We start from the raw sequence: 17085 nt of genomic DNA on the forward strand, positions 1-17085 counted from the left end.
TGATAATTCAACCAAGTTTTTTGTCGAGAGTCTAATTATTAATGTATTTTTCAAACACTTTGCCAAAGTCTTTTTCATGATACTGATCGCGAACTTGAGTTAGCCATTTGAAGCCAAATTCTGTGAGTTCCTGATATGAAGTTGCTAAATTTGTTTGTACATCAGTACGAGAATTTTGGAGGATATTATTCGCCTTATCAAGACTTAATTCAGCCATTCGCGTGATTACTGTATTTTCATGGGTAATTTCTGAAATTCGCGTTAACGATTTATAAAGATCCTTAAGTTTTTCAATTTGGTTTTTCTGAACATCAATATCAAATTGTACTTCACCCATCTTGAATTTGATTTCAACATCAAGATCAATTTTTCCAGCTGTTTCAAGCAAAACGTTCGAAATGCGATGCCGGGAATAAGGATAGCGCTTTAATGTCCGTTTAGACGAAACGGCACTTTCGCCATCTACATGAATCAATGCTAAGTTAGTAAAGCAATATTCATCCTTTTTCGTTTTGATCAGGAAGTAAATCTTTTCTTGATCTTCATGCATCACGTAATCATCAGCATCTGCTTTATCATAATCTGATGGGTCAATAATTTTTCCGATATCTGATAAACCTAGTGCATCTGCAGCAATTTTTTTAAACATAAAATCCCGTCCTCTCCTTAAGTATCCTCAATCATTCTATGATTCTGGTTATTTTTGCTATTCGTAAAATAAATCGACACAACGACTTGGAAGTTTATCCGATTTGTAAAATAGGATGGGTCGATGGATAATGAAAATATTGCCGAACAGCAAGTGAAATTCCTTTGGCAATGTTGTTTGCCATCGTATAAATCAGGTGAAGATCAGAAAATAGTAATTCCGTTTCTAAATCACAGTCATTTTTGACAACTACACCCATCACACTGCAATCACCAATCGGTGGGAGGTCAGATCCAAGTCCCTTACCAGGCTTAATGTGCCCATTTTGGACAACAATCGAATTGATCGTATTATCATTGCCAAGTACACTATCAATAGCCACGACAAAGGAATGACCGGGTAGTGAAAGTTTGGAGATTTCTGATTCAATCGATATACAATCTAACGGAAGTTTAAGATTCCCAAATACGGTTAAGTGGTTTGGGAATAAATCATCTAGAAGGGTGCCAACAAAAGGACCAAGACTATCACCACTTATTCGGTTTGAGCCAATTCCCGCAACATAAATGTGCTCAGTCCCTTCTGGAATGAGGGAATATAAGGCATCCCTTATCAAAAGGGGGCTGAGACGGTGATTGTATGGTATGAATGATGAAACTTTGCTTGAGAACTGGTCCATCTGATTGCGCATGACGATTCCCCTTGTTAATTAATCGAAGGTTGCTGCTGATTAAATATTCAGCATAACATGTCTATATTCCTTCCTAATTTAGAAATTCCATATATTGTTACGGAGATGAAACAATTGAGTAGACAATTTGTAAAATGGTACGATTTTTTTATGAACCCTCTTGAGAAGGGAAAATTCAAGGCGATCCGGAAAGATTTATTGAAAGAGGCTAGGGGAAAGGTACTTGAAATAGGATCGGGGACCGGAGTTAATTTCCCATTATATGAAATTGATCTTGCTGAAGCTGTTTATGCGATTGAGCCAAATCCGGCAATGATAGAAAAATCATTCATAAAAAAGCAAAAAGCAGCAGTCCCAATCGAAATTGTGGGTGTTGGTGCAGAACAGCTGCCGTTTATGGATAACTGCTTCGATACTGTTGTCGCAACTCTTGTATTTTGTACGATTCCGAATGTGGATTCAGCGCTAAACGAGATTAAACGAGTCCTGAAACCAGGAGGTAAAATCCTATTCTTTGAACATGTAAAAATGGAGAATCGTTTCTTAGCTCAATTACAGGACTGGTTAACCCCAGCCTGGAAACGAATTTGCGATGGGTGCTGTTTAAATCGCAATACAATTAAACTTTTGAAATCTCACAGTTTGGAAATCACGGAAAAGAAAGACTATTACAAAGGCCTTTTTGTCATAATTAAAGCAACAAAACCACTATGAATAAATTCATTGTGGTTTTGTGTTAAATGGTTATTTTAATCCTTCAATAATAACTTTTTTTGCAGGGAGAAAGTCCTCTTCGGTATCCATGTAGGTTACCTTGACGACGTCACCTTCTTTTAAGTAAATCGCAAGTGGGCTATTTTCGGAGGAGATTGTATAGTTCTTGTTATTATCCAAAAGGAAACTAACAATCGTAAATTCTCCTGATTTCTCCTTATATACACGAATAACAGTGCCATTCGCATGTTTTTCGTCTGCCTTCGAACTACCCTTAACAGTGCTTCCACCACGCTGCAGGGCTGTTTTGTATTGCTTTAATGCTTCATTCGGTGTGCTAGCATAAACAGAAATCTCTGGGTTAGCCGCCGAGACAATGAAGTAATTTTGCAAAAATCCATTTGTATCCAAAACTGGTGAGAGCCAGCTAGCTTCGCCGTAGAAGTTATAAAGCACTGGCATTGCACCAAACCATTTCTTCTCAATGAATTTCTTCTCAATTATTTGCAAGGCACCTTGTGAATCCATATACGATTCTTCCATGTTACCGGTATAATAGGTCGCCTCACCGGTGCGTGCATTAGTTAATGAGTAACCGAGCATGGAATCGACGCCTTCTTTAGGGCTTGTAAAATCAGTAAAATAATACATTTCTCCATTTTCATCAAAAATCGGACTTACATTGGCTTCAGTTCCTTCATCAGATGGCAATTTTACATCGGATTTGCCAAACTTGCTATTCCAGAACCCATGAATGTAATTTCCAAAATAGCTATTTTGTAAACTGACGACTTCTGGAGATACTGCTCCATCAATGAAATCGGGTACTTTATCTAAAGTGTAGGAATCTGTTTTTCCAGTTTTCGGATCGACCATGACAATTCCTTTTCCTTCAAACCCATTTCGAGCCGAAATGAATTCTCCATATGATCGAATGTAATATGGTTTTCCGTCTTCGTCTATCTCAAGCTGAACATCACCATAATAAATCGCGTTTGGATAGTTCATTCGCATATGTCGTTCAATATTTTTATTGAAAAATGAAGAAGGTGTGTAGCTCATTTCTGCTTTAATAAACTTTGGATTTGCTGAGGAATCGGTTGCACTAATCATAAAGTAGCCTGGTGTTACGTCACCGTTCATCCATTTAAAGAAACCAGAAAACTCTACAGGTGCAATATATACATATTTTCCATCGATTTTTTGAATTTGCAGATTTCCTAATTCGTAATAGCTTGTGTTCGGTACTTGACCGAATGCTTTTTTCATTTTATTACGGGCAAATTGCGGTGGAACGCTTGCAGGTGTTTCTTTTTCATCAAAGGTTTCGATTTCAACTTTCTGTGTCATTTTTGCAGAATCAAATTTTTCATTGGAATTAAAAATAAAGGCGGTTAGGAAATACACGCCTAAGGCAAGGCTTGCTAAAAATACGATGCCTTTGATTTTTTGTTCAAAGCCGTTCGAGAAAATAGTCCCAATCAACGAAAGGATGATGACCGGAGCCCACAGAATCGTGAAGTTTCGATCTAGATTAGTAACATAAAACGTTGCAGTAATGAGAATGAAGAAAACAATAATGGCTCCAAGCAGAAAGGTTGCAGTCGGTTTTTTTGCTGCCTTCGATTTTCCACTCGAAAATGGAATGAGTAATAGCGAAAATATTAGACTGGCAATAAGCGAAAAAAGAAAAATATTTCCCATAAAAATTCTCCTTCTGAAATGTCATAGTTTTATGTACGATTCATCTTGCAGAAAGTTTCAAGAACATAGTATTTATTCATTATAAGTTTAATTCGTTAAAAGGCGAAGAAATGAAGAAAAAATATGAGAATAAATAAAAGCTTGCTTCCACTCTATAGGAGTTGAGGCAAGCTTTTTTAGTGGACTAGTTCAACTGCTTGTAGACAATATATTTGGTTTCGTCCATTAAGCTTTGCTTGATACAATGCTTGATCGGCAAAGTGAATCAGGGTTTCCGAATTTGAACCCGAATCAGGTATTATAGAAGCGACCCCAACGCTAATTGTAACAAAAGGGCTGATCACAGATTGTTTATGTGGAAGTTTAAGTTCCTCAACATCGAGTCTAATTTGCTCAGCTATTATTTCTGCATCTCGTAGCGTAGAATTTGGTACGATAATAGCAAATTCCTCGCCTCCGTAGCGAGCAGGCAAGCAAATGGGATAATCAGTTACCCCAGAGAGTAAACGAGCTACACTTTTAAGACAATTGTCGCCCATTATGTGACCATATGTATCATTGTAATTTTTAAAGAAGTCGAGATCAAACATGATTAAGGAAAGTGGTTGTTTCAGCTTTTCGGCTTTTGTCCATTCAAAATCGAACTGCTCATCAAAATATCGGCGATTGGCAATCCCTGTTAATCCATCACGATTAGAACGATATTCTAATTCCTGGTTTAATTTCATAAGCTTTTGTTCAGTGGCTTTACGCTCAGTAATATCATTCACCATACCAATGACATAAGAAAAATCACCTTGGTTATTTGGGAATAAGGAAGAAGTCACTTCACCCCACACAATCTGTCCATCTTTTCTAATATATCGTTTTTCTAATGTGTAGGATTCGATTTCCATCTTAACTAGTTTATGTAACTGTTCGTAATTTATTTGTGCATCCTCTGGTACGCTAATGTCATTTAATGTTAACTTTGTTAATTCACTTTCAGAATATCCTAACATTTCTTGTAGCTTTGGATTTACCATAACGGGGCGGCCATTTTGATCAATGAGAGCAACGCCAATTCCAGCTTTTTCGAAGATCGTCTGAAACCTTTTGTTACTTGTTTTAAGCTCCTTTGTATGATGTTTATTTCTGTCGTATATTTTACCCAGAATCCAAAAAATCGGGATGTAGAATACAATCATGATCATCTCAAAGATTTTATTTCCTGTTTCGGTAAAATGGAGCTTGTGGTGGAAAATCCACATGATTAATTGGAGTATTACAAGGGTTATTCCTACTAATCGACCTTTATACTTCATGCTCCACCTCCTAAAGCGATAATATATCAGTATAATAATAGTAACTTAAACATATTTTATCACATTATGAAATTTACATAACTTTGGGAATTGTAGATAATTTGAACGAACTAGTATATCTAATAAGAAAACCTGTGATAAATTATCACAGGATCATGTTTTAAAGCTTTTTAAGCTTAGATGGATTATTGATTTTGTATGCCACAGTCCCATCGAAACGAAGCGCTTCATCGTCAATGTCTTTGCCTTTTGGTAGAGATTTTTTGACAATTTTACCGTCAAATTCAAGCGTTTCTGCTGGTGTTAACTCAAATTTCTTCAGTGTTTTACTATGAGCACACCAAGCAAGACCTACTTCAACTGGTGTTTCAGAGTCAATCCTAACATTTTCCAGAATGACGACTTCATCATTTTCCTCATTAAAATGGTTCCAGCTTAGCGCAAATTGCTTTACTTGGGCGGTAAAATGAACCTTTTCCTCTGGGAGAATAAGTTTCGGTGCTTTTTCTTTTTTTACTTTGCTTGGTTGGGCGGCTTTTGGTGTAATTTCCCCGGAATCAGAAGATTGACTCTCAGGAGATGTCGTGGAGTCAATTGAACTGCTTTTCGCTCGATTGGAATCCTCCAAAGCTTCAATTTGTTCTGTTGTCGTTTGAATCATCAATTCCTTGGCGAAACTCGCAGACTGCATTTCTTTTAATAGGGCTGGATTAATACAAGATAGATTGCCATCTTGAAATTGGATGACTAACGTGTCAAATTCTCCGGTGACTCCGTAGGATTCGTAACCTTTGATCGTCACGAGACGTTGTAGCGTTCTTTCTTTGTACCAAAATTCTTTCTTAACATCCTTCGCACTACTTAAGCCCCATTCCCGAACTTTTTCGGCAAAGTGCTTTTCATCAGAAAAATGTATGTATTCACCTTTTGGCGGAATGTAGTGAGTTGTATTGGCAGTTTCAATATGCGGTAAAGTAATTGCCATGCTTTCACATCCTTTCTAACCTATTTTACAATGGGAAAAGGATAAAAAGCCAATCGAGATGTTCAAGAATTAGTTCGAAATGAGAAAGTTCAATATTTGAAATATATTTGACTTCCTTGTAAGATTTTTTTAGGTAAAAATAAAACAAAAAGGTGCGCAATTGACATGAAAATTACAATCATCCTCGCTGTTATTCTGACCATTATTATTTATGGACTGCTTTGCTATTATATCGGCCGAAACGGCTGGATTCTGATCAAAAATACCACCTTAACTAAATACAAAAAAAGCTATATTACCTTAATAGTTTTTCTTTCGCTGTCCTTATTTTTCGAAATTATGCTTCCATATCGGCCGCTACAATGGATTAGCGGCTATTGGATGGCCATCCTTTCGTATAGTATCTTGATTTTACCGCTTGCAAACTTGCTTTATTTTTTATTAAAAAAGAAATATTTGGTACCAATTTCGATCGGAGTCATCGGTGTTTACTTTTTTATTTTTCTCTATGGTACATACAATGCATGGACTCCTACGGTTCGGAACTATACTGTAGAAATCAATAAAAGGTCAGACCTTAAAGATTTGAAAATTTTCATGGCTTCAGACATTCACTTGGGACAATTAGTCGGAAAGAATCATTTGGAGCGTTTGGTTGATTTAGTCAATACGGAAAAGCCTGATATTGTGCTACTTCCAGGTGATCTTATCAATGACAATATTGAACCTTATCTAAAGCAAAATATGGGGGAAGTTCTCGGTAAGGTAGATGCGCCCCTTGGTGTATATGCTGTACTTGGAAATCATGATTACTACGGTGGTGATAAGGATGATATCATTTCCGAGATGAACAAGCTAGGAATTCACGTGTTAATGGACGATTTTATTAAAATTCAAGATTTTTATCTTGTTGGCAGGAAGGAACACACGGATAACAGTCGAATAAAACTTAATGACTATCTTAATAAATTGGATAAAAATAGACCAATCATTATGATGGATCATCAACCGAAGGACCTCAAGGAAGCAGAGGAATTTGGCGTGGATATTTTATTATCAGGACACACCCACCGAGGTCAACTTTGGCCGGCCAATCTGCTCACGCATCTCATTTATGAAAACGATTATGGATATTTAAAAAAAGGTGAGCTTCATTCCCTCGTTTCATCTGGGTTTGGTTTGTGGGGACCACCGCTTCGAATCGGTACCCAAGCAGAGGCAATGGTCATTGAGGTTAAGTTCGTTGGCAAATAGAAAAAAGGGGGAGAATCATGTTTTCACAAGCAGAAAAGGAAGCGGTATATAAAGCAATCTATCATCGCCGCGATATCCGCACGTTTCTACCAGATCCGGTTCCAGAGGAATCGTTAAATCGAATTTTACATGCTGCACATCATGCTCCGTCAGTGGGCTTTAGTCAGCCATGGAATTTTGTTATTATCTCTTCTGATGAGGTAAAAGAAAGACTGGCATGGGCTGCTGATAAAGAGCGGCGCGCACTTGCGATTCATTATGAAGAAAACGAAGAGAAGGAATCGAAGTTTTTAGGGTTAAAGATTCAGGGATTAAAGGAAGCACCACTAACCATTTGTGTTACCTGTGACCCTACGCGAGGTGGCTCCCATGTATTGGGACGTAATTCGATACCTGAAACTGATGCACTTTCAACCGCCTGTGCGATTCAAAATATGTGGTTGGCAGCCTGTGTTGAAGGGCTGGCAATGGGCTGGGTCAGCTTTTATAAAAAGAACGATGTGCGTGATATTCTTCAAATTCCACCGCATATTGATCCATTAGCATTAATCTCAATTGGCTATACGGACCATTATCCAGAGCGGCCGTTGTTGGAACTTGCCAATTGGGAAAAACGACAAGAATTGGACCAGTTGATTTTTCAAGATCAATGGGGGCAAAAATAGGGCTGATAATAAATCGAGGCTGTTCGATTGATGACCGGACAGCCCCTTCGTTTATGAAATTAACTCCTGTCGTGCTTATAGGCTTCTGAACTCAGGAAAATTTGGTTTAATGAACACATGAAGGGCTCATAAGTTCAAAACTCGGAAATTATTTTGCGGAAATGAACTCATAATGGGTTCATAAGTTCAAAACTCGGAGAATAATTTACGGAAATGAACTTATGAAGAGCTCATGAGTTCAAAACTCGGAGAATTATACTGAGAAATGAACTCATAACAGTTTATGATGTTTGTTGTTCATAGTCCTCATCTATAATGTGGATTAATGAGCTTCTTTTAACCCAATATTGGAAATTATCCATCGGAAAAACGCCTCGACAGTTTGAGTTATGCATTTGGACGACGACGCTCTCTGGTGTCACTTCAATAATTTTCAGTTTTTCAGCTTTGCTAATATTCGGGACAAAGCTACTCGTAATTTCAAACTCCATATCGTTAACTAATTTTAACATTATTTTGCTCCTTTATTTTTACATAGTTACATAAGTATTCTCTCCATTAATCGGAACGTTATCCATAAAATGGATAATTTGTTGCGATATAAAAGACATAGCAACTGAAAGCTATGCCTTAATAATTTACAGGCTTTGAACTTGTTCGTCAAAGATTTGTTTTTGTTTCATGATAATGTCAATCGCTTGCTCAGATACATGGCTCAATTCTTGATAAAGCTCTTTTGAAGCGTGCCCATCACCTTCTTGTACCTCCTGAAATACTTGCTCAGCAAGTTTCCGTCGTTTATGACCAATCTCTCGCAATTCATCACCGAGTTGTTCAAATTGCTGTCGATCCATTCAGATACCTCCTAATCTAAAAACAACGCTGTGTTTATGTTGATTTCCGCTCCAAGCAACTTGCGAATAATCAACATAACACAGCCTATAATAAAAAAACCAATATGTAAGATTAGGATTTACTTAATTTAAGAAACCTATTCATTATTTTAATAACAGTTTAAGAATGATATTTTCAAGAGTTCGCCATGGCAAGAGACTTTTCAGTATAATGTTCAGTTTTACCCCTTTACCAATCGGATAACGAAGCTTTGGTGATTTTTGCATGGAAGCTATTTCAGCAACAAGTTTGGCGACATCGAGTGGATTTCCATGTTTTGCTTTTCCGGTGTTCACCTGATTTAAAATTCTATTCAGATATTCATGATAGGGGGAGTCTTGATTAACAGGGATTGTGTCGATAATCGACCAAATATTGGTTGAATAGGATCCAGGCTCAATCAGGACAACGTCAATTCCGAAGGGCTTAAGTTCAAGACGCAAGCTTTCACTGTATCCTTCAAGGGCGTGTTTTGAGGCAACATATGGAGACATCCCAGGAAAGCCAATTTTTCCGCTGATACTGCTCATATTTATGATTTTACCATGACCTTGGGTGCGCATAATTGGGAGGACGACATTGGTAACACTAATCACTCCAAAGAAATTCGTTTCAAATTGCTGCCGATATTGATCAATTGAAATTTCCTCACTAAAGCCGCCAAGAGCATAACCAGCGTTATTGACCAAAACATCGATGGTTTTAAAACGTGGTAAATATTCAGAAAATTGTTGAATACTTTCGATTGAAGTGACATCTAGACAGTGGAGGTGGATTCGCTTAACTACACCAGCTTGATTGGCTAGTTCTAGGAGAGAATCTGCTTTTTTGAGGTCCCGCATTGTTGCGACAACTTGAAATTCTTGTTTTGCGAGTTCAATGGCGCTTAACAGGCCAAAGCCGCTGGAGGCACCCGTAATGATGGCTATTTTATCGTTCATGTTTGGCTCCTTAACTAAGCTTTTCTTTAATTTTAACGAGTGAACGCCTTTAGTGGCAAATGAAAGATAAAAAAGCGGCCAAATAATTGGTCGCTTTTTAATATCGGCGATTAAATCCGAAAAACGGCGATTATTTCAAAAACCGATGATGAACCAGTCAAGATTGTTTATTTTTTAAATCTTGCTTCGTAATGGCGCTTCTTATGTCAGTGTCCTTGTTGAATTCAGTATCCTGTCGTTTAGTATTTGGGTATTTATTCATCCGTTCGCGGTTATTATTTTTATTCGTCATCTAAAGACCTCCCATCGTAATAAAAACGAGGAAAGGACCCATTCGCGGGTCCAATCCAGTGAAACCATAACAACCATTTATTGATTTTGTTGATTTCGCAATGATTGCTCGCCGAGGGCGATCAGTCGTTTTGTCATCTCGCCACCGACAGAACCATTTGCTCTTGCGGTCGTATCTGCACCAAGTTGAACTCCAAACTCATTGGCAATTTCCTCTTTCATTTGCCCTAGTGCGCTTTCTGATCCAGGAACCAAAAGTTTGTTTCTAGCCATGATCCATCACTCCCGCCGAAAAAATTTGAGCTAAAAAATTAGCTCATCGTTAATTTCTCCGAAATTTTGCACCTGATTCGATGTATATTTTTCCTTACAAAAAAGTGGTATTTGTGTATTTTTTTAAAATTGCTAATTGTATTTCTTTTCATTATATGGTAATTTTCTATATGTTAACTAAAATAAAAATCAGGTTTACAAAAAACAACGACGTTATATTTATTTTATGAAAAAGGGGAAACGAAGGATGGAAGTAACGACTAAGAAAGATTGGAAAAAGCTAGCACAAAATATTATTGATGGTTACCACATTACCGAAGAAGAGGCTTTGGCGATTATTCAAGCGAAAGATGAAGAAATTCTAGAAATTATGAACGCGGCTTATATGATACGCCATCATTATTTTGGCAATAAAGTAAAATTAAATATGATTATTAATACAAAATCAGGGCTTTGTGCAGAGGATTGCGGTTATTGTTCACAATCCATTGTTTCAGATGCGCCAATCGAAAAATACGGCTGGCTAACAAAAGAGGAAATTGTCGCTGGAGCTCAGGAGTCTATTCGCCGCAAAGCAGGTACATACTGCATTGTCGCTTCAGGACGACGTCCAACTGATCGTGAGATTGATCATGTCATTGAAGCCGTGCAACAAATTCGTGAAACCACTGATTTGAAAATTTGTTGTTGCCTGGGCTTCTTGAATGAAGAGCATGCGAAAAAACTATCTGAAGCAGGAGTTCACCGTTATAACCACAACATTAATACAAGTAAAGGGAACTATCAAAACGTTTGTTCGACACACTCGTATGAGGACAGAGTTGATACGGTGGAAAAGGCAAAGGAATCTGGAATGTCTCCTTGTTCTGGGGCGATTTTTGGCATGGGCGAAAAAGATCTTGAGGCAGTGCAAGTTGCAACTACATTACGCCAATTGGACGCTGACTCAATTCCGTGTAATTTCTTAAACGCAATTGAAGGTACGCCTTTAGAAGGACAAAAGCAATTGAACCCACGTAAATGTTTGAAACTATTAGCGATGATGCGTTTTGTGAATCCAACTAAAGAAATTCGGATGAGTGGTGGTCGAGAAGTGAATTTCCGCTCCTTACAGCCGATGGGACTATATGCTGCCAACTCGATTTTTGTGGGTGATTATTTAACAACAGAAGGCCAAGAGCCAACTGCAGACTGGGGGATGATTGAAGACCTAGGCTTTGAAATTGAGCATTGTGCAATATAAAACAGTAATATACAATCATTCATAATTAATATTTGCTAAGCTGATGAACTTTCAATTCGTTCATCAGCTTTTTCTATTTTCTGATCATCAAAAGAAATCGTAGATTAGTCCACAAATTAAATATATTTTATAATGTACGATCATAAAGATTATGATATAATAAATTGGTTTCATATTATGTTGAAATATTAATGTGTTATTTTCATAAAGAGGTTCTAGCTACCCTCTCAAAAAAACTAAGGAAAACAGCACTGCTTTCTTAGTAGTGCTGTTTTTTATGTAAAGGAGCATGAAAAAATGAAAAGCGACAAGGCCATAGTAGTTTTCAGTGGAGGCCAAGACAGTACAACCTGTTTATTTTGGGCAATGCAACAGTTTAAAGAAGTCATCGCAGTAACGTTCGATTACAATCAACGCCACATTACCGAAATCGAATGTGCCAAGAATATTACGAAAGAACTTGGGATTCAACACCATATATTAGATATGTCATTATTAAATCAATTAGCTCCCAATGCTTTAACTAGAGCTGATATTGAAGTAAAAGCTGGAGAAAACGGAGCACTACCTTCGACGTTTGTGCCAGGACGAAACTTGTTATTTATGTCATTCGCTGGTGTACTAGCATATCAGGTTGGCGCAAAACATATTGTTACTGGTGTTTGCGAAACTGATTTTAGTGGCTATCCGGATTGCCGTGATGCATTTGTAAAATCGTTAAACGTGACATTAAATCTGGCAATGGACGGTCAATTTGTGATTCACACACCACTTATGTGGTTAAATAAAGCGGAGACGTGGAAGCTCGCAGATCAGCTTGGTGCATTTGATTTTGTTCGTGAAAAGACATTAACCTGTTATAACGGCATTATTGCCGATGGTTGTGGTGAATGTCCTGCCTGTAAGCTCCGTCAAAATGGGCTTGAAGAATATTTACACGAAAGAAAGGAGCTATAATACATGTATGGTTTTCGTATTGTGGATAAGCTCCAAAAAATCGATGAAGACATTAAACGTGACCAATTGAAATACCATCAAAAGCGCGTGATGATCAGCAAGGAGTTCACTTTTGATGCGGCACATCACTTACATGCGTATGAAGGTAAATGCAAAAATCTCCATGGTCATACTTATAAGGTGATTTTCGGGATAAGCGGCTATCTCGATGAGCGTGGCTTAATGATGGACTTCGCTGATTTAAAGGAGATTTGGAAACAGGAAATTGAAATTTTTCTTGATCACCGCTATTTAAATGAAACATTACCACCAATGAATACAACCGCTGAGAATATGGTGGTATGGATCTATGAAAAGATGCAGAAATCACTACAGACAGAAGAAAGACAACAGCAATATTTAGGTGCAAGAGTTGAGTTTGTCCGATTATTTGAAACCCCAACTAGTTACGCTGAAGCAAGACGGGAGTGGATGGAGCTTGAGTAAAATTCCCGTGATTGAAATTTTTGGACCGACCATCCAAGGCGAAGGAATGGTGATTGGTCAAAAGACGATGTTTGTTCGGACTGCAGGATGTGACTATTCATGTTCCTGGTGTGATTCTTCGTTCACATGGGATGGGAGCGGAAAAGAGTTAGTCAAACAAATGGAAGCAGACGAAATTTGGGCAAAGCTTGAAGAACTTGGTGGTGATGGCTTTTCATTTGTCACCATTTCCGGTGGGAATCCTGCATTATTAAAGAATTTACATGAATTAATCCAAATATTAAAAGCTAAGGATATTAAAATCGGCTTAGAAACTCAGGGTAGCAAGTGGCAAGATTGGTTTTATGATATTGATGAGTTGACAATCTCACCAAAACCGCCTAGCTCTGGCATGGAAACCGATTTTAACTCTTTAGATACAATTATAGAGAAATTAACGAAAGATTCCCCAACCCATCATATGAGCTTAAAGGTTGTCGTTTTTGATGTCAAAGACTATCAATATGCGAAAGATATCCATCTTCGCTATCCTCATGTCCCGTTTTTTCTGCAAACGGGGAATGATGACATAAACACCATCGAAAATCAACAATTGGTAGCCAAACTGCTTGAAAAATATGAGTGGTTAATCAACAAGGTGATGTTAGATCATCAATTGAAGGATGTAAGAGTGCTACCACAGTTACATACCTATATTTGGGGAAATAAGCGTGGAGTATAAGGACATTCAGGGGAATTTGTAACCTATCATTAAAGATGTTTTTAAAAGAAAGCTGAAATAGATGTCTGTAGGAGGAAGTAAAATGTCAAAGGTAAATCGTGCCCAAATTGAAGAAGGGATACGTTTAATATTAGAAGCAGTTGGAGAAGATCCAAATCGAGAAGGATTACTTGATACTCCAAAACGAGTCGCAAAAATGTATGAGGAAGTGTTTTCGGGTTTAACGATTGACCCGAAAGAATACTTTGAGACTATTTTCAGTGAAGATCATGAAGAGCTTGTCCTAGTTAAGGATATTCCGTTCTACTCAATGTGCGAACATCATCTTGTCCCATTTTACGGAGTCGCCCACGTAGCTTACATCCCAAGGAATGGCCGCGTTGCCGGCTTAAGTAAACTTGCACGTGCCGTCGAGGCTGTATCCCGCCGTCCCCAATTGCAGGAGCGTATTACAGCAACTGTCGTCGATACAATAATGGAAACACTGGAGCCACATGGTGCAATGGTCGTTGTCGAAGCAGAACATATGTGTATGACCATGCGCGGTGTTAACAAACCTGGTGCAAAAACAGTAACATCAGCTGTTCGCGGAGTCTTTGCAGAAGATGCTACGAAACGTTCAGAAGTACTTGCTTACATTCATCAATAATCTTATCATAGCCACTTCATTCGAGGTGGTCGGGCTGTCGAGAAAGTCTCGTCAGCCTAATATCGTTCAAATTTCGTGATGATTCACCGCGTTAATACCATGAACCCTTCAAAAGTGCATTTTCATGGGTTTAGAGCTTGTTTTTGTCCTCATGGACCGTTCATGAAAGCAATTTCCTGGGTTCAAACTCGCTTTTTGTCCTTATAAACCTTTCATACGGACACTTTGACGAATTTCCACACCCATTTTGTCCTTATAAACCTTTCATACGGACACTTTGGCAAGTTCCTACATCCATTTTGTCCTTATAAACCTTTCATACGGACATTTTGGCAAGTTCCTACACCCATTTTGTCCTTATGAACCTTTTATACGGACACTTTGGCGAATTCCCACACCCATTTTGTCCTTATGAACCTTTTATACGGACACTTTGGCGAATTCCCACACCCATTTTGTCCTTATAAACCTTTCATACGGACACTTTGGCGAATTCCCACATCCATTTTGTCCTTATAAACCTTTCATACGGACATTTTGGCAAGTTCCTACATCCATTTTGTCCTTATGAACCTTTCATAGGACACCTCGGCGGATTCAAACGAGCTTGTTTTTGTTCTCATGGACCGTTCGTGAGTGCATTTTAACGGGTTTGGAGCTTGTTTTTGTTCTTGATTAGCACCCTGTTGATTGGAGTGGAAGGTGCGAAGACTCCTGCGGGAGAAGTGGGACAGGTGAGACCCCGCAGCCGCTATAGCGCCGAGGAGGCTCACCGCCCACCCCGCGGAAAGCGAAGCACCTGGAACGGAATTCAACTGGCCATTTTGCAGGCTAAAAAATAGAAATAGGTATATTAAAGCTTTTAAAAATGAAAATTGCCGAGATGAGTACCTTTTCTTGACAATCTGGCCACTTCATTCGAAGTGGTTTTTTGTTTTCTAGAGAACGAATTAACTCATGCTCCTTAGGATAAATTAACTGAAATACTTAATCTTAGGGGGGATTATGATGAAGCGAATTTTCCTTTTTGGCTTATCGATAATGATGTTTTTGATTTTGAATCCTTCTTTAAAAGCGAACGCTGTAACGAAGCAATTAAAGGCTGCAATCATTATTGATGATTTTGGGGGTGGTGTAGGTGGCGTTGAGGAATTTTTAGAAGGAGATATTAAAATAACTGCAGCTGTCATGCCATTTACTGATAAATCTAAAGAACATGCTAAATGGGCCCACAAAAACGGGATAGAAGTAATGGTTCATTTACCGATGCAGCCAAAGAAAGGCAAAAAATCGTGGCTTGGCCCAAAGCCGATAACTGTCGATTTATCGAAGGATGAGGTTAAACAACGGGTCAGAGAAGCCATCAAGGATGTACCATATGCAAGAGGTCTCAATAATCATATGGGTTCATTGGCAATCGAAGATGAAGAAATCGTACGAGCGATTGTTGAGGTGGCAAAGGAAAATAAACTATATCTGGTTGATAGTGGGACAAGTCCTCATTCGAAAATCCCGGAAATTGCTACAGAATTAGGGGTCCCATATTTGTCCCGTGATGTATTTTTAGATGATATATCATCAAGTTCGTATGTAGCCAAGCAAATGCGAAGGCTTGCAAAAATAACAGAAATCAATGGACGTGGTATTGCGATTGGCCATGTTGGTGTGACAGGAAAGGTTTGCTCAAAAGGAGTGTTCGCTTCAATGAATCATTATCAAGATAAAAAAATAAAGATTGTTCCAGTATCAGAACTAATATATGATGATTTTAATCAAAAGTATTTTAAGCAGTTGAACTATTAGATATAGAGGTGTATTTGTAGCGTGAAATGTGTGTCACTTGATCTCGATGGAACATTATTAAATTCTCAATTTGAAATTACTTCAGCAAGTATTGCTACGATTGTCAAGCTTCAAGAAACAGGGAATGAAGTGATCATCAATACCGGAAGGGCACTTAGCGATTGTTTGAAGGTGTCAGGTATCAATTCGCTAAACTGTCCGATTGTATGTGTCAATGGTTCAATCATTTTCTCCAAAACTGGCGAGTTATTATTTGAAGCAACCTTGACCCGTGCAATTTACGAACCAATCATTGCTATTTTAAAGAAATTAGGGGTTGGCATTCTCGTGTATACAGACAAGGGTGGCTATCCTTCAACCTTACCACCCTTGCATGCAAAAACTAGAGCCGAATTGGCAGAGTTATTTGCATCCTTTGATTATGACGGATTGTTAGCACATGACCATTTGAAAGTTTATAAATTAATTGCACTCGTTTATCCGGATCAACTTGAACGAGTGGATGAAGTGAAAAAAGCATTAGCTCAGTTTGACAATATTTCGATGGCTTCATCATTTCCAAATAACGTGGAAATAACTTCACGAGAAGCGCATAAGGGTAGGGCATTATTGCGTTATGCAGAGCTTAATGGGATTGAATTTGAAGAAATATATGCATTTGGTGATGGTGGAAATGATTTATCACAATTTGAGGTGGCCACAAAGTCAGTAGCTATGGCCAATGCGCCAATGGAAATTCGTGATCAAGCTGATTTTGTCACTAAAAGTAATGACGAAGATGGAATTACTTATGGAATTAGTGAGATTTTAAAATTAATATAAAAAAAACGTCTCGATTTCTGCTTTGTAATCGAGACGTTT

20 protein-coding genes and 1 riboswitch are annotated in these 17085 nt (G+C 38.1%); of the genes, 10 read left to right on the forward strand and 10 right to left on the reverse strand.

Annotation, left to right across the window (positions count from 1 at the left end; all coding sequences use genetic code 11):
* Positions 1-31: 31 nt before the first annotated feature.
* Positions 32-649 carry a PH domain-containing protein gene (locus HHO41_RS12530; protein ID WP_169099086.1) on the reverse strand — a complete coding sequence of 206 codons (618 nt, stop codon included), beginning with the start codon at positions 647-649 and terminating at the stop codon, positions 32-34.
* A 94-nt stretch (positions 650-743) separates the two neighbouring features.
* On the reverse strand, positions 744-1340 hold the full coding sequence (gene yyaC / locus HHO41_RS12535) for a spore protease YyaC (protein ID WP_248278446.1): 597 nt from the start codon (positions 1338-1340) through the stop codon (positions 744-746).
* Positions 1341-1454: 114 nt separating this feature from the next.
* Between yyaC and HHO41_RS12540 the strand changes: the two genes are divergently transcribed.
* A complete protein-coding gene (locus HHO41_RS12540; RefSeq protein WP_248278447.1) occupies positions 1455-2054 on the forward strand; it encodes a class I SAM-dependent methyltransferase in 600 nt (199 codons plus the stop codon).
* A 30-nt stretch (positions 2055-2084) separates the two neighbouring features.
* On the opposite strand, the gene HHO41_RS12545 is transcribed toward HHO41_RS12540, so the two are convergent.
* The 3 genes from HHO41_RS12545 to HHO41_RS12555 form a co-directional block, all read right to left on the reverse strand.
* Entirely contained in the window at positions 2085-3758 is a 1674-nt protein-coding gene (locus HHO41_RS12545; protein ID WP_169099090.1) for a hypothetical protein, read from the reverse strand.
* Between the two features lie 176 nt (positions 3759-3934).
* The gene (locus tag HHO41_RS12550) at positions 3935-5062 is read right to left on the reverse strand and encodes a GGDEF domain-containing protein (protein WP_169099098.1); all 1128 of its coding nucleotides are present in this window, start codon (positions 5060-5062) and stop codon (positions 3935-3937) included.
* Between the two features lie 160 nt (positions 5063-5222).
* A complete protein-coding gene (locus tag HHO41_RS12555; protein ID WP_169099100.1) occupies positions 5223-6047 on the reverse strand; it encodes a hypothetical protein in 825 nt (274 codons plus the stop codon).
* 165 nt (positions 6048-6212) lie between these two features.
* On the opposite strand from HHO41_RS12555, the gene HHO41_RS12560 reads away from it, so the two are divergent.
* Positions 6213-7301: a metallophosphoesterase gene (locus HHO41_RS12560; RefSeq protein WP_169099102.1), complete on the forward strand. Its 1089-nt coding sequence runs from the start codon at positions 6213-6215 to the stop codon at positions 7299-7301.
* 17 nt (positions 7302-7318) lie between these two features.
* Complete coding sequence (gene bluB, locus HHO41_RS12565) at positions 7319-7966, forward strand: 5,6-dimethylbenzimidazole synthase (protein ID WP_169099104.1); 648 nt, start codon at positions 7319-7321, stop codon at positions 7964-7966.
* Positions 7967-8247: 281 nt separating this feature from the next.
* Here the strand turns inward: bluB and HHO41_RS12570 are convergent, their stop codons facing one another.
* The 5 genes from HHO41_RS12570 to HHO41_RS12585 all read right to left on the reverse strand — a co-directional run bounded on the left by HHO41_RS12570 (position 8248) and on the right by HHO41_RS12585 (position 10365).
* Positions 8248-8478: a hypothetical protein gene (locus HHO41_RS12570; RefSeq protein WP_169099106.1), complete on the reverse strand. Its 231-nt coding sequence runs from the start codon at positions 8476-8478 to the stop codon at positions 8248-8250.
* A 126-nt stretch (positions 8479-8604) separates the two neighbouring features.
* Positions 8605-8820 carry a hypothetical protein gene (locus tag HHO41_RS12575; RefSeq protein ID WP_169099108.1) on the reverse strand — a complete coding sequence of 72 codons (216 nt, stop codon included), beginning with the start codon at positions 8818-8820 and terminating at the stop codon, positions 8605-8607.
* 144 nt (positions 8821-8964) lie between these two features.
* Positions 8965-9801, reverse strand: a complete 837-nt coding sequence (locus HHO41_RS12580; protein WP_169099110.1) for an oxidoreductase — start codon at positions 9799-9801, stop codon at positions 8965-8967.
* A 157-nt stretch (positions 9802-9958) separates the two neighbouring features.
* The gene (locus HHO41_RS22640; RefSeq protein WP_282434282.1) at positions 9959-10093 is read right to left on the reverse strand and encodes a hypothetical protein; all 135 of its coding nucleotides are present in this window, start codon (positions 10091-10093) and stop codon (positions 9959-9961) included.
* Positions 10094-10170: 77 nt separating this feature from the next.
* Positions 10171-10365: an alpha/beta-type small acid-soluble spore protein gene (locus tag HHO41_RS12585; protein ID WP_169099112.1), complete on the reverse strand. Its 195-nt coding sequence runs from the start codon at positions 10363-10365 to the stop codon at positions 10171-10173.
* A gap of 247 nt (positions 10366-10612) precedes the next feature.
* Here HHO41_RS12585 and bioB point away from each other — a divergent pair, with 247 nt between their 5' ends.
* From bioB to HHO41_RS12620, 7 genes are all read left to right on the forward strand, one after another.
* Complete coding sequence (gene bioB / locus HHO41_RS12590) at positions 10613-11608, forward strand: biotin synthase BioB (RefSeq protein ID WP_169099114.1); 996 nt, start codon at positions 10613-10615, stop codon at positions 11606-11608.
* Between the two features lie 203 nt (positions 11609-11811).
* Positions 11812-11854, forward strand: a riboswitch (PreQ1 riboswitch).
* A gap of 51 nt (positions 11855-11905) precedes the next feature.
* Positions 11906-12565 (forward strand): 7-cyano-7-deazaguanine synthase QueC, encoded by a 660-nt coding sequence (queC, locus tag HHO41_RS12595; protein ID WP_169099116.1) that lies wholly within the window; start codon positions 11906-11908, stop codon positions 12563-12565.
* 3 nt (positions 12566-12568) lie between these two features.
* Positions 12569-13051: a 6-carboxytetrahydropterin synthase QueD gene (gene queD / locus HHO41_RS12600; protein ID WP_169099118.1), complete on the forward strand. Its 483-nt coding sequence runs from the start codon at positions 12569-12571 to the stop codon at positions 13049-13051.
* Positions 13044-13772: a 7-carboxy-7-deazaguanine synthase QueE gene (queE, locus tag HHO41_RS12605; RefSeq protein ID WP_169099120.1), complete on the forward strand. Its 729-nt coding sequence runs from the start codon at positions 13044-13046 to the stop codon at positions 13770-13772. The genes queD and queE overlap by 8 nt, the downstream gene beginning before the upstream one ends.
* Before the next feature lie 82 nt (positions 13773-13854).
* Positions 13855-14421 (forward strand): GTP cyclohydrolase I FolE, encoded by a 567-nt coding sequence (gene folE, locus HHO41_RS12610; RefSeq protein WP_169099122.1) that lies wholly within the window; start codon positions 13855-13857, stop codon positions 14419-14421.
* A gap of 1005 nt (positions 14422-15426) precedes the next feature.
* On the forward strand, positions 15427-16224 hold the full coding sequence (locus HHO41_RS12615; protein WP_248278448.1) for a divergent polysaccharide deacetylase family protein: 798 nt from the start codon (positions 15427-15429) through the stop codon (positions 16222-16224).
* A gap of 21 nt (positions 16225-16245) precedes the next feature.
* Positions 16246-17046 (forward strand): Cof-type HAD-IIB family hydrolase, encoded by an 801-nt coding sequence (locus HHO41_RS12620; protein ID WP_348981275.1) that lies wholly within the window; start codon positions 16246-16248, stop codon positions 17044-17046.
* Positions 17047-17085 lie beyond the last annotated feature (39 nt).

Origin of the sequence: Bacillus sp. DNRA2, assembly GCF_012843265.1 — a bacterium.
Lineage (GTDB): Bacteria > Bacillota > Bacilli > Bacillales > Cytobacillaceae > Bacillus_BU.

Bases quoted from the DNA above. Each gene is read 5' to 3' on its own strand.
- HHO41_RS12530 (WP_169099086.1), bottom strand. From the start codon at position 649: ATGTTTAAAAAAATTGCTGCAGATGCACTAGGTTTATCAGATATCGGA.
- queC (WP_169099116.1), top strand. From the start codon at position 11,906: ATGAAAAGCGACAAGGCCATAGTAGTTTTCAGTGGAGGCCAAGACAGT.
- HHO41_RS12575 (WP_169099108.1), bottom strand. From the start codon at position 8,820: ATGGATCGACAGCAATTTGAACAACTCGGTGATGAATTGCGAGAGATT.
- HHO41_RS12615 (WP_248278448.1), top strand. From the start codon at position 15,427: ATGATGAAGCGAATTTTCCTTTTTGGCTTATCGATAATGATGTTTTTG.
- HHO41_RS12555 (WP_169099100.1), bottom strand. From the start codon at position 6,047: ATGGCAATTACTTTACCGCATATTGAAACTGCCAATACAACTCACTAC.
- HHO41_RS12570 (WP_169099106.1), bottom strand. From the start codon at position 8,478: ATGTTAAAATTAGTTAACGATATGGAGTTTGAAATTACGAGTAGCTTT.
- HHO41_RS12550 (WP_169099098.1), bottom strand. From the start codon at position 5,062: ATGAAGTATAAAGGTCGATTAGTAGGAATAACCCTTGTAATACTCCAA.
- HHO41_RS12585 (WP_169099112.1), bottom strand. From the start codon at position 10,365: ATGGCTAGAAACAAACTTTTGGTTCCTGGATCAGAAAGCGCACTAGGG.
- HHO41_RS12560 (WP_169099102.1), top strand. From the start codon at position 6,213: ATGAAAATTACAATCATCCTCGCTGTTATTCTGACCATTATTATTTAT.
- bioB (WP_169099114.1), top strand. From the start codon at position 10,613: ATGGAAGTAACGACTAAGAAAGATTGGAAAAAGCTAGCACAAAATATT.
- HHO41_RS22640 (WP_282434282.1), bottom strand. From the start codon at position 10,093: ATGACGAATAAAAATAATAACCGCGAACGGATGAATAAATACCCAAAT.
- bluB (WP_169099104.1), top strand. From the start codon at position 7,319: ATGTTTTCACAAGCAGAAAAGGAAGCGGTATATAAAGCAATCTATCAT.
- queD (WP_169099118.1), top strand. From the start codon at position 12,569: ATGTATGGTTTTCGTATTGTGGATAAGCTCCAAAAAATCGATGAAGAC.
- HHO41_RS12545 (WP_169099090.1), bottom strand. From the start codon at position 3,758: ATGGGAAATATTTTTCTTTTTTCGCTTATTGCCAGTCTAATATTTTCG.
- yyaC (WP_248278446.1), bottom strand. From the start codon at position 1,340: ATGCGCAATCAGATGGACCAGTTCTCAAGCAAAGTTTCATCATTCATA.
- HHO41_RS12580 (WP_169099110.1), bottom strand. From the start codon at position 9,801: ATGAACGATAAAATAGCCATCATTACGGGTGCCTCCAGCGGCTTTGGC.
- folE (WP_169099122.1), top strand. From the start codon at position 13,855: ATGTCAAAGGTAAATCGTGCCCAAATTGAAGAAGGGATACGTTTAATA.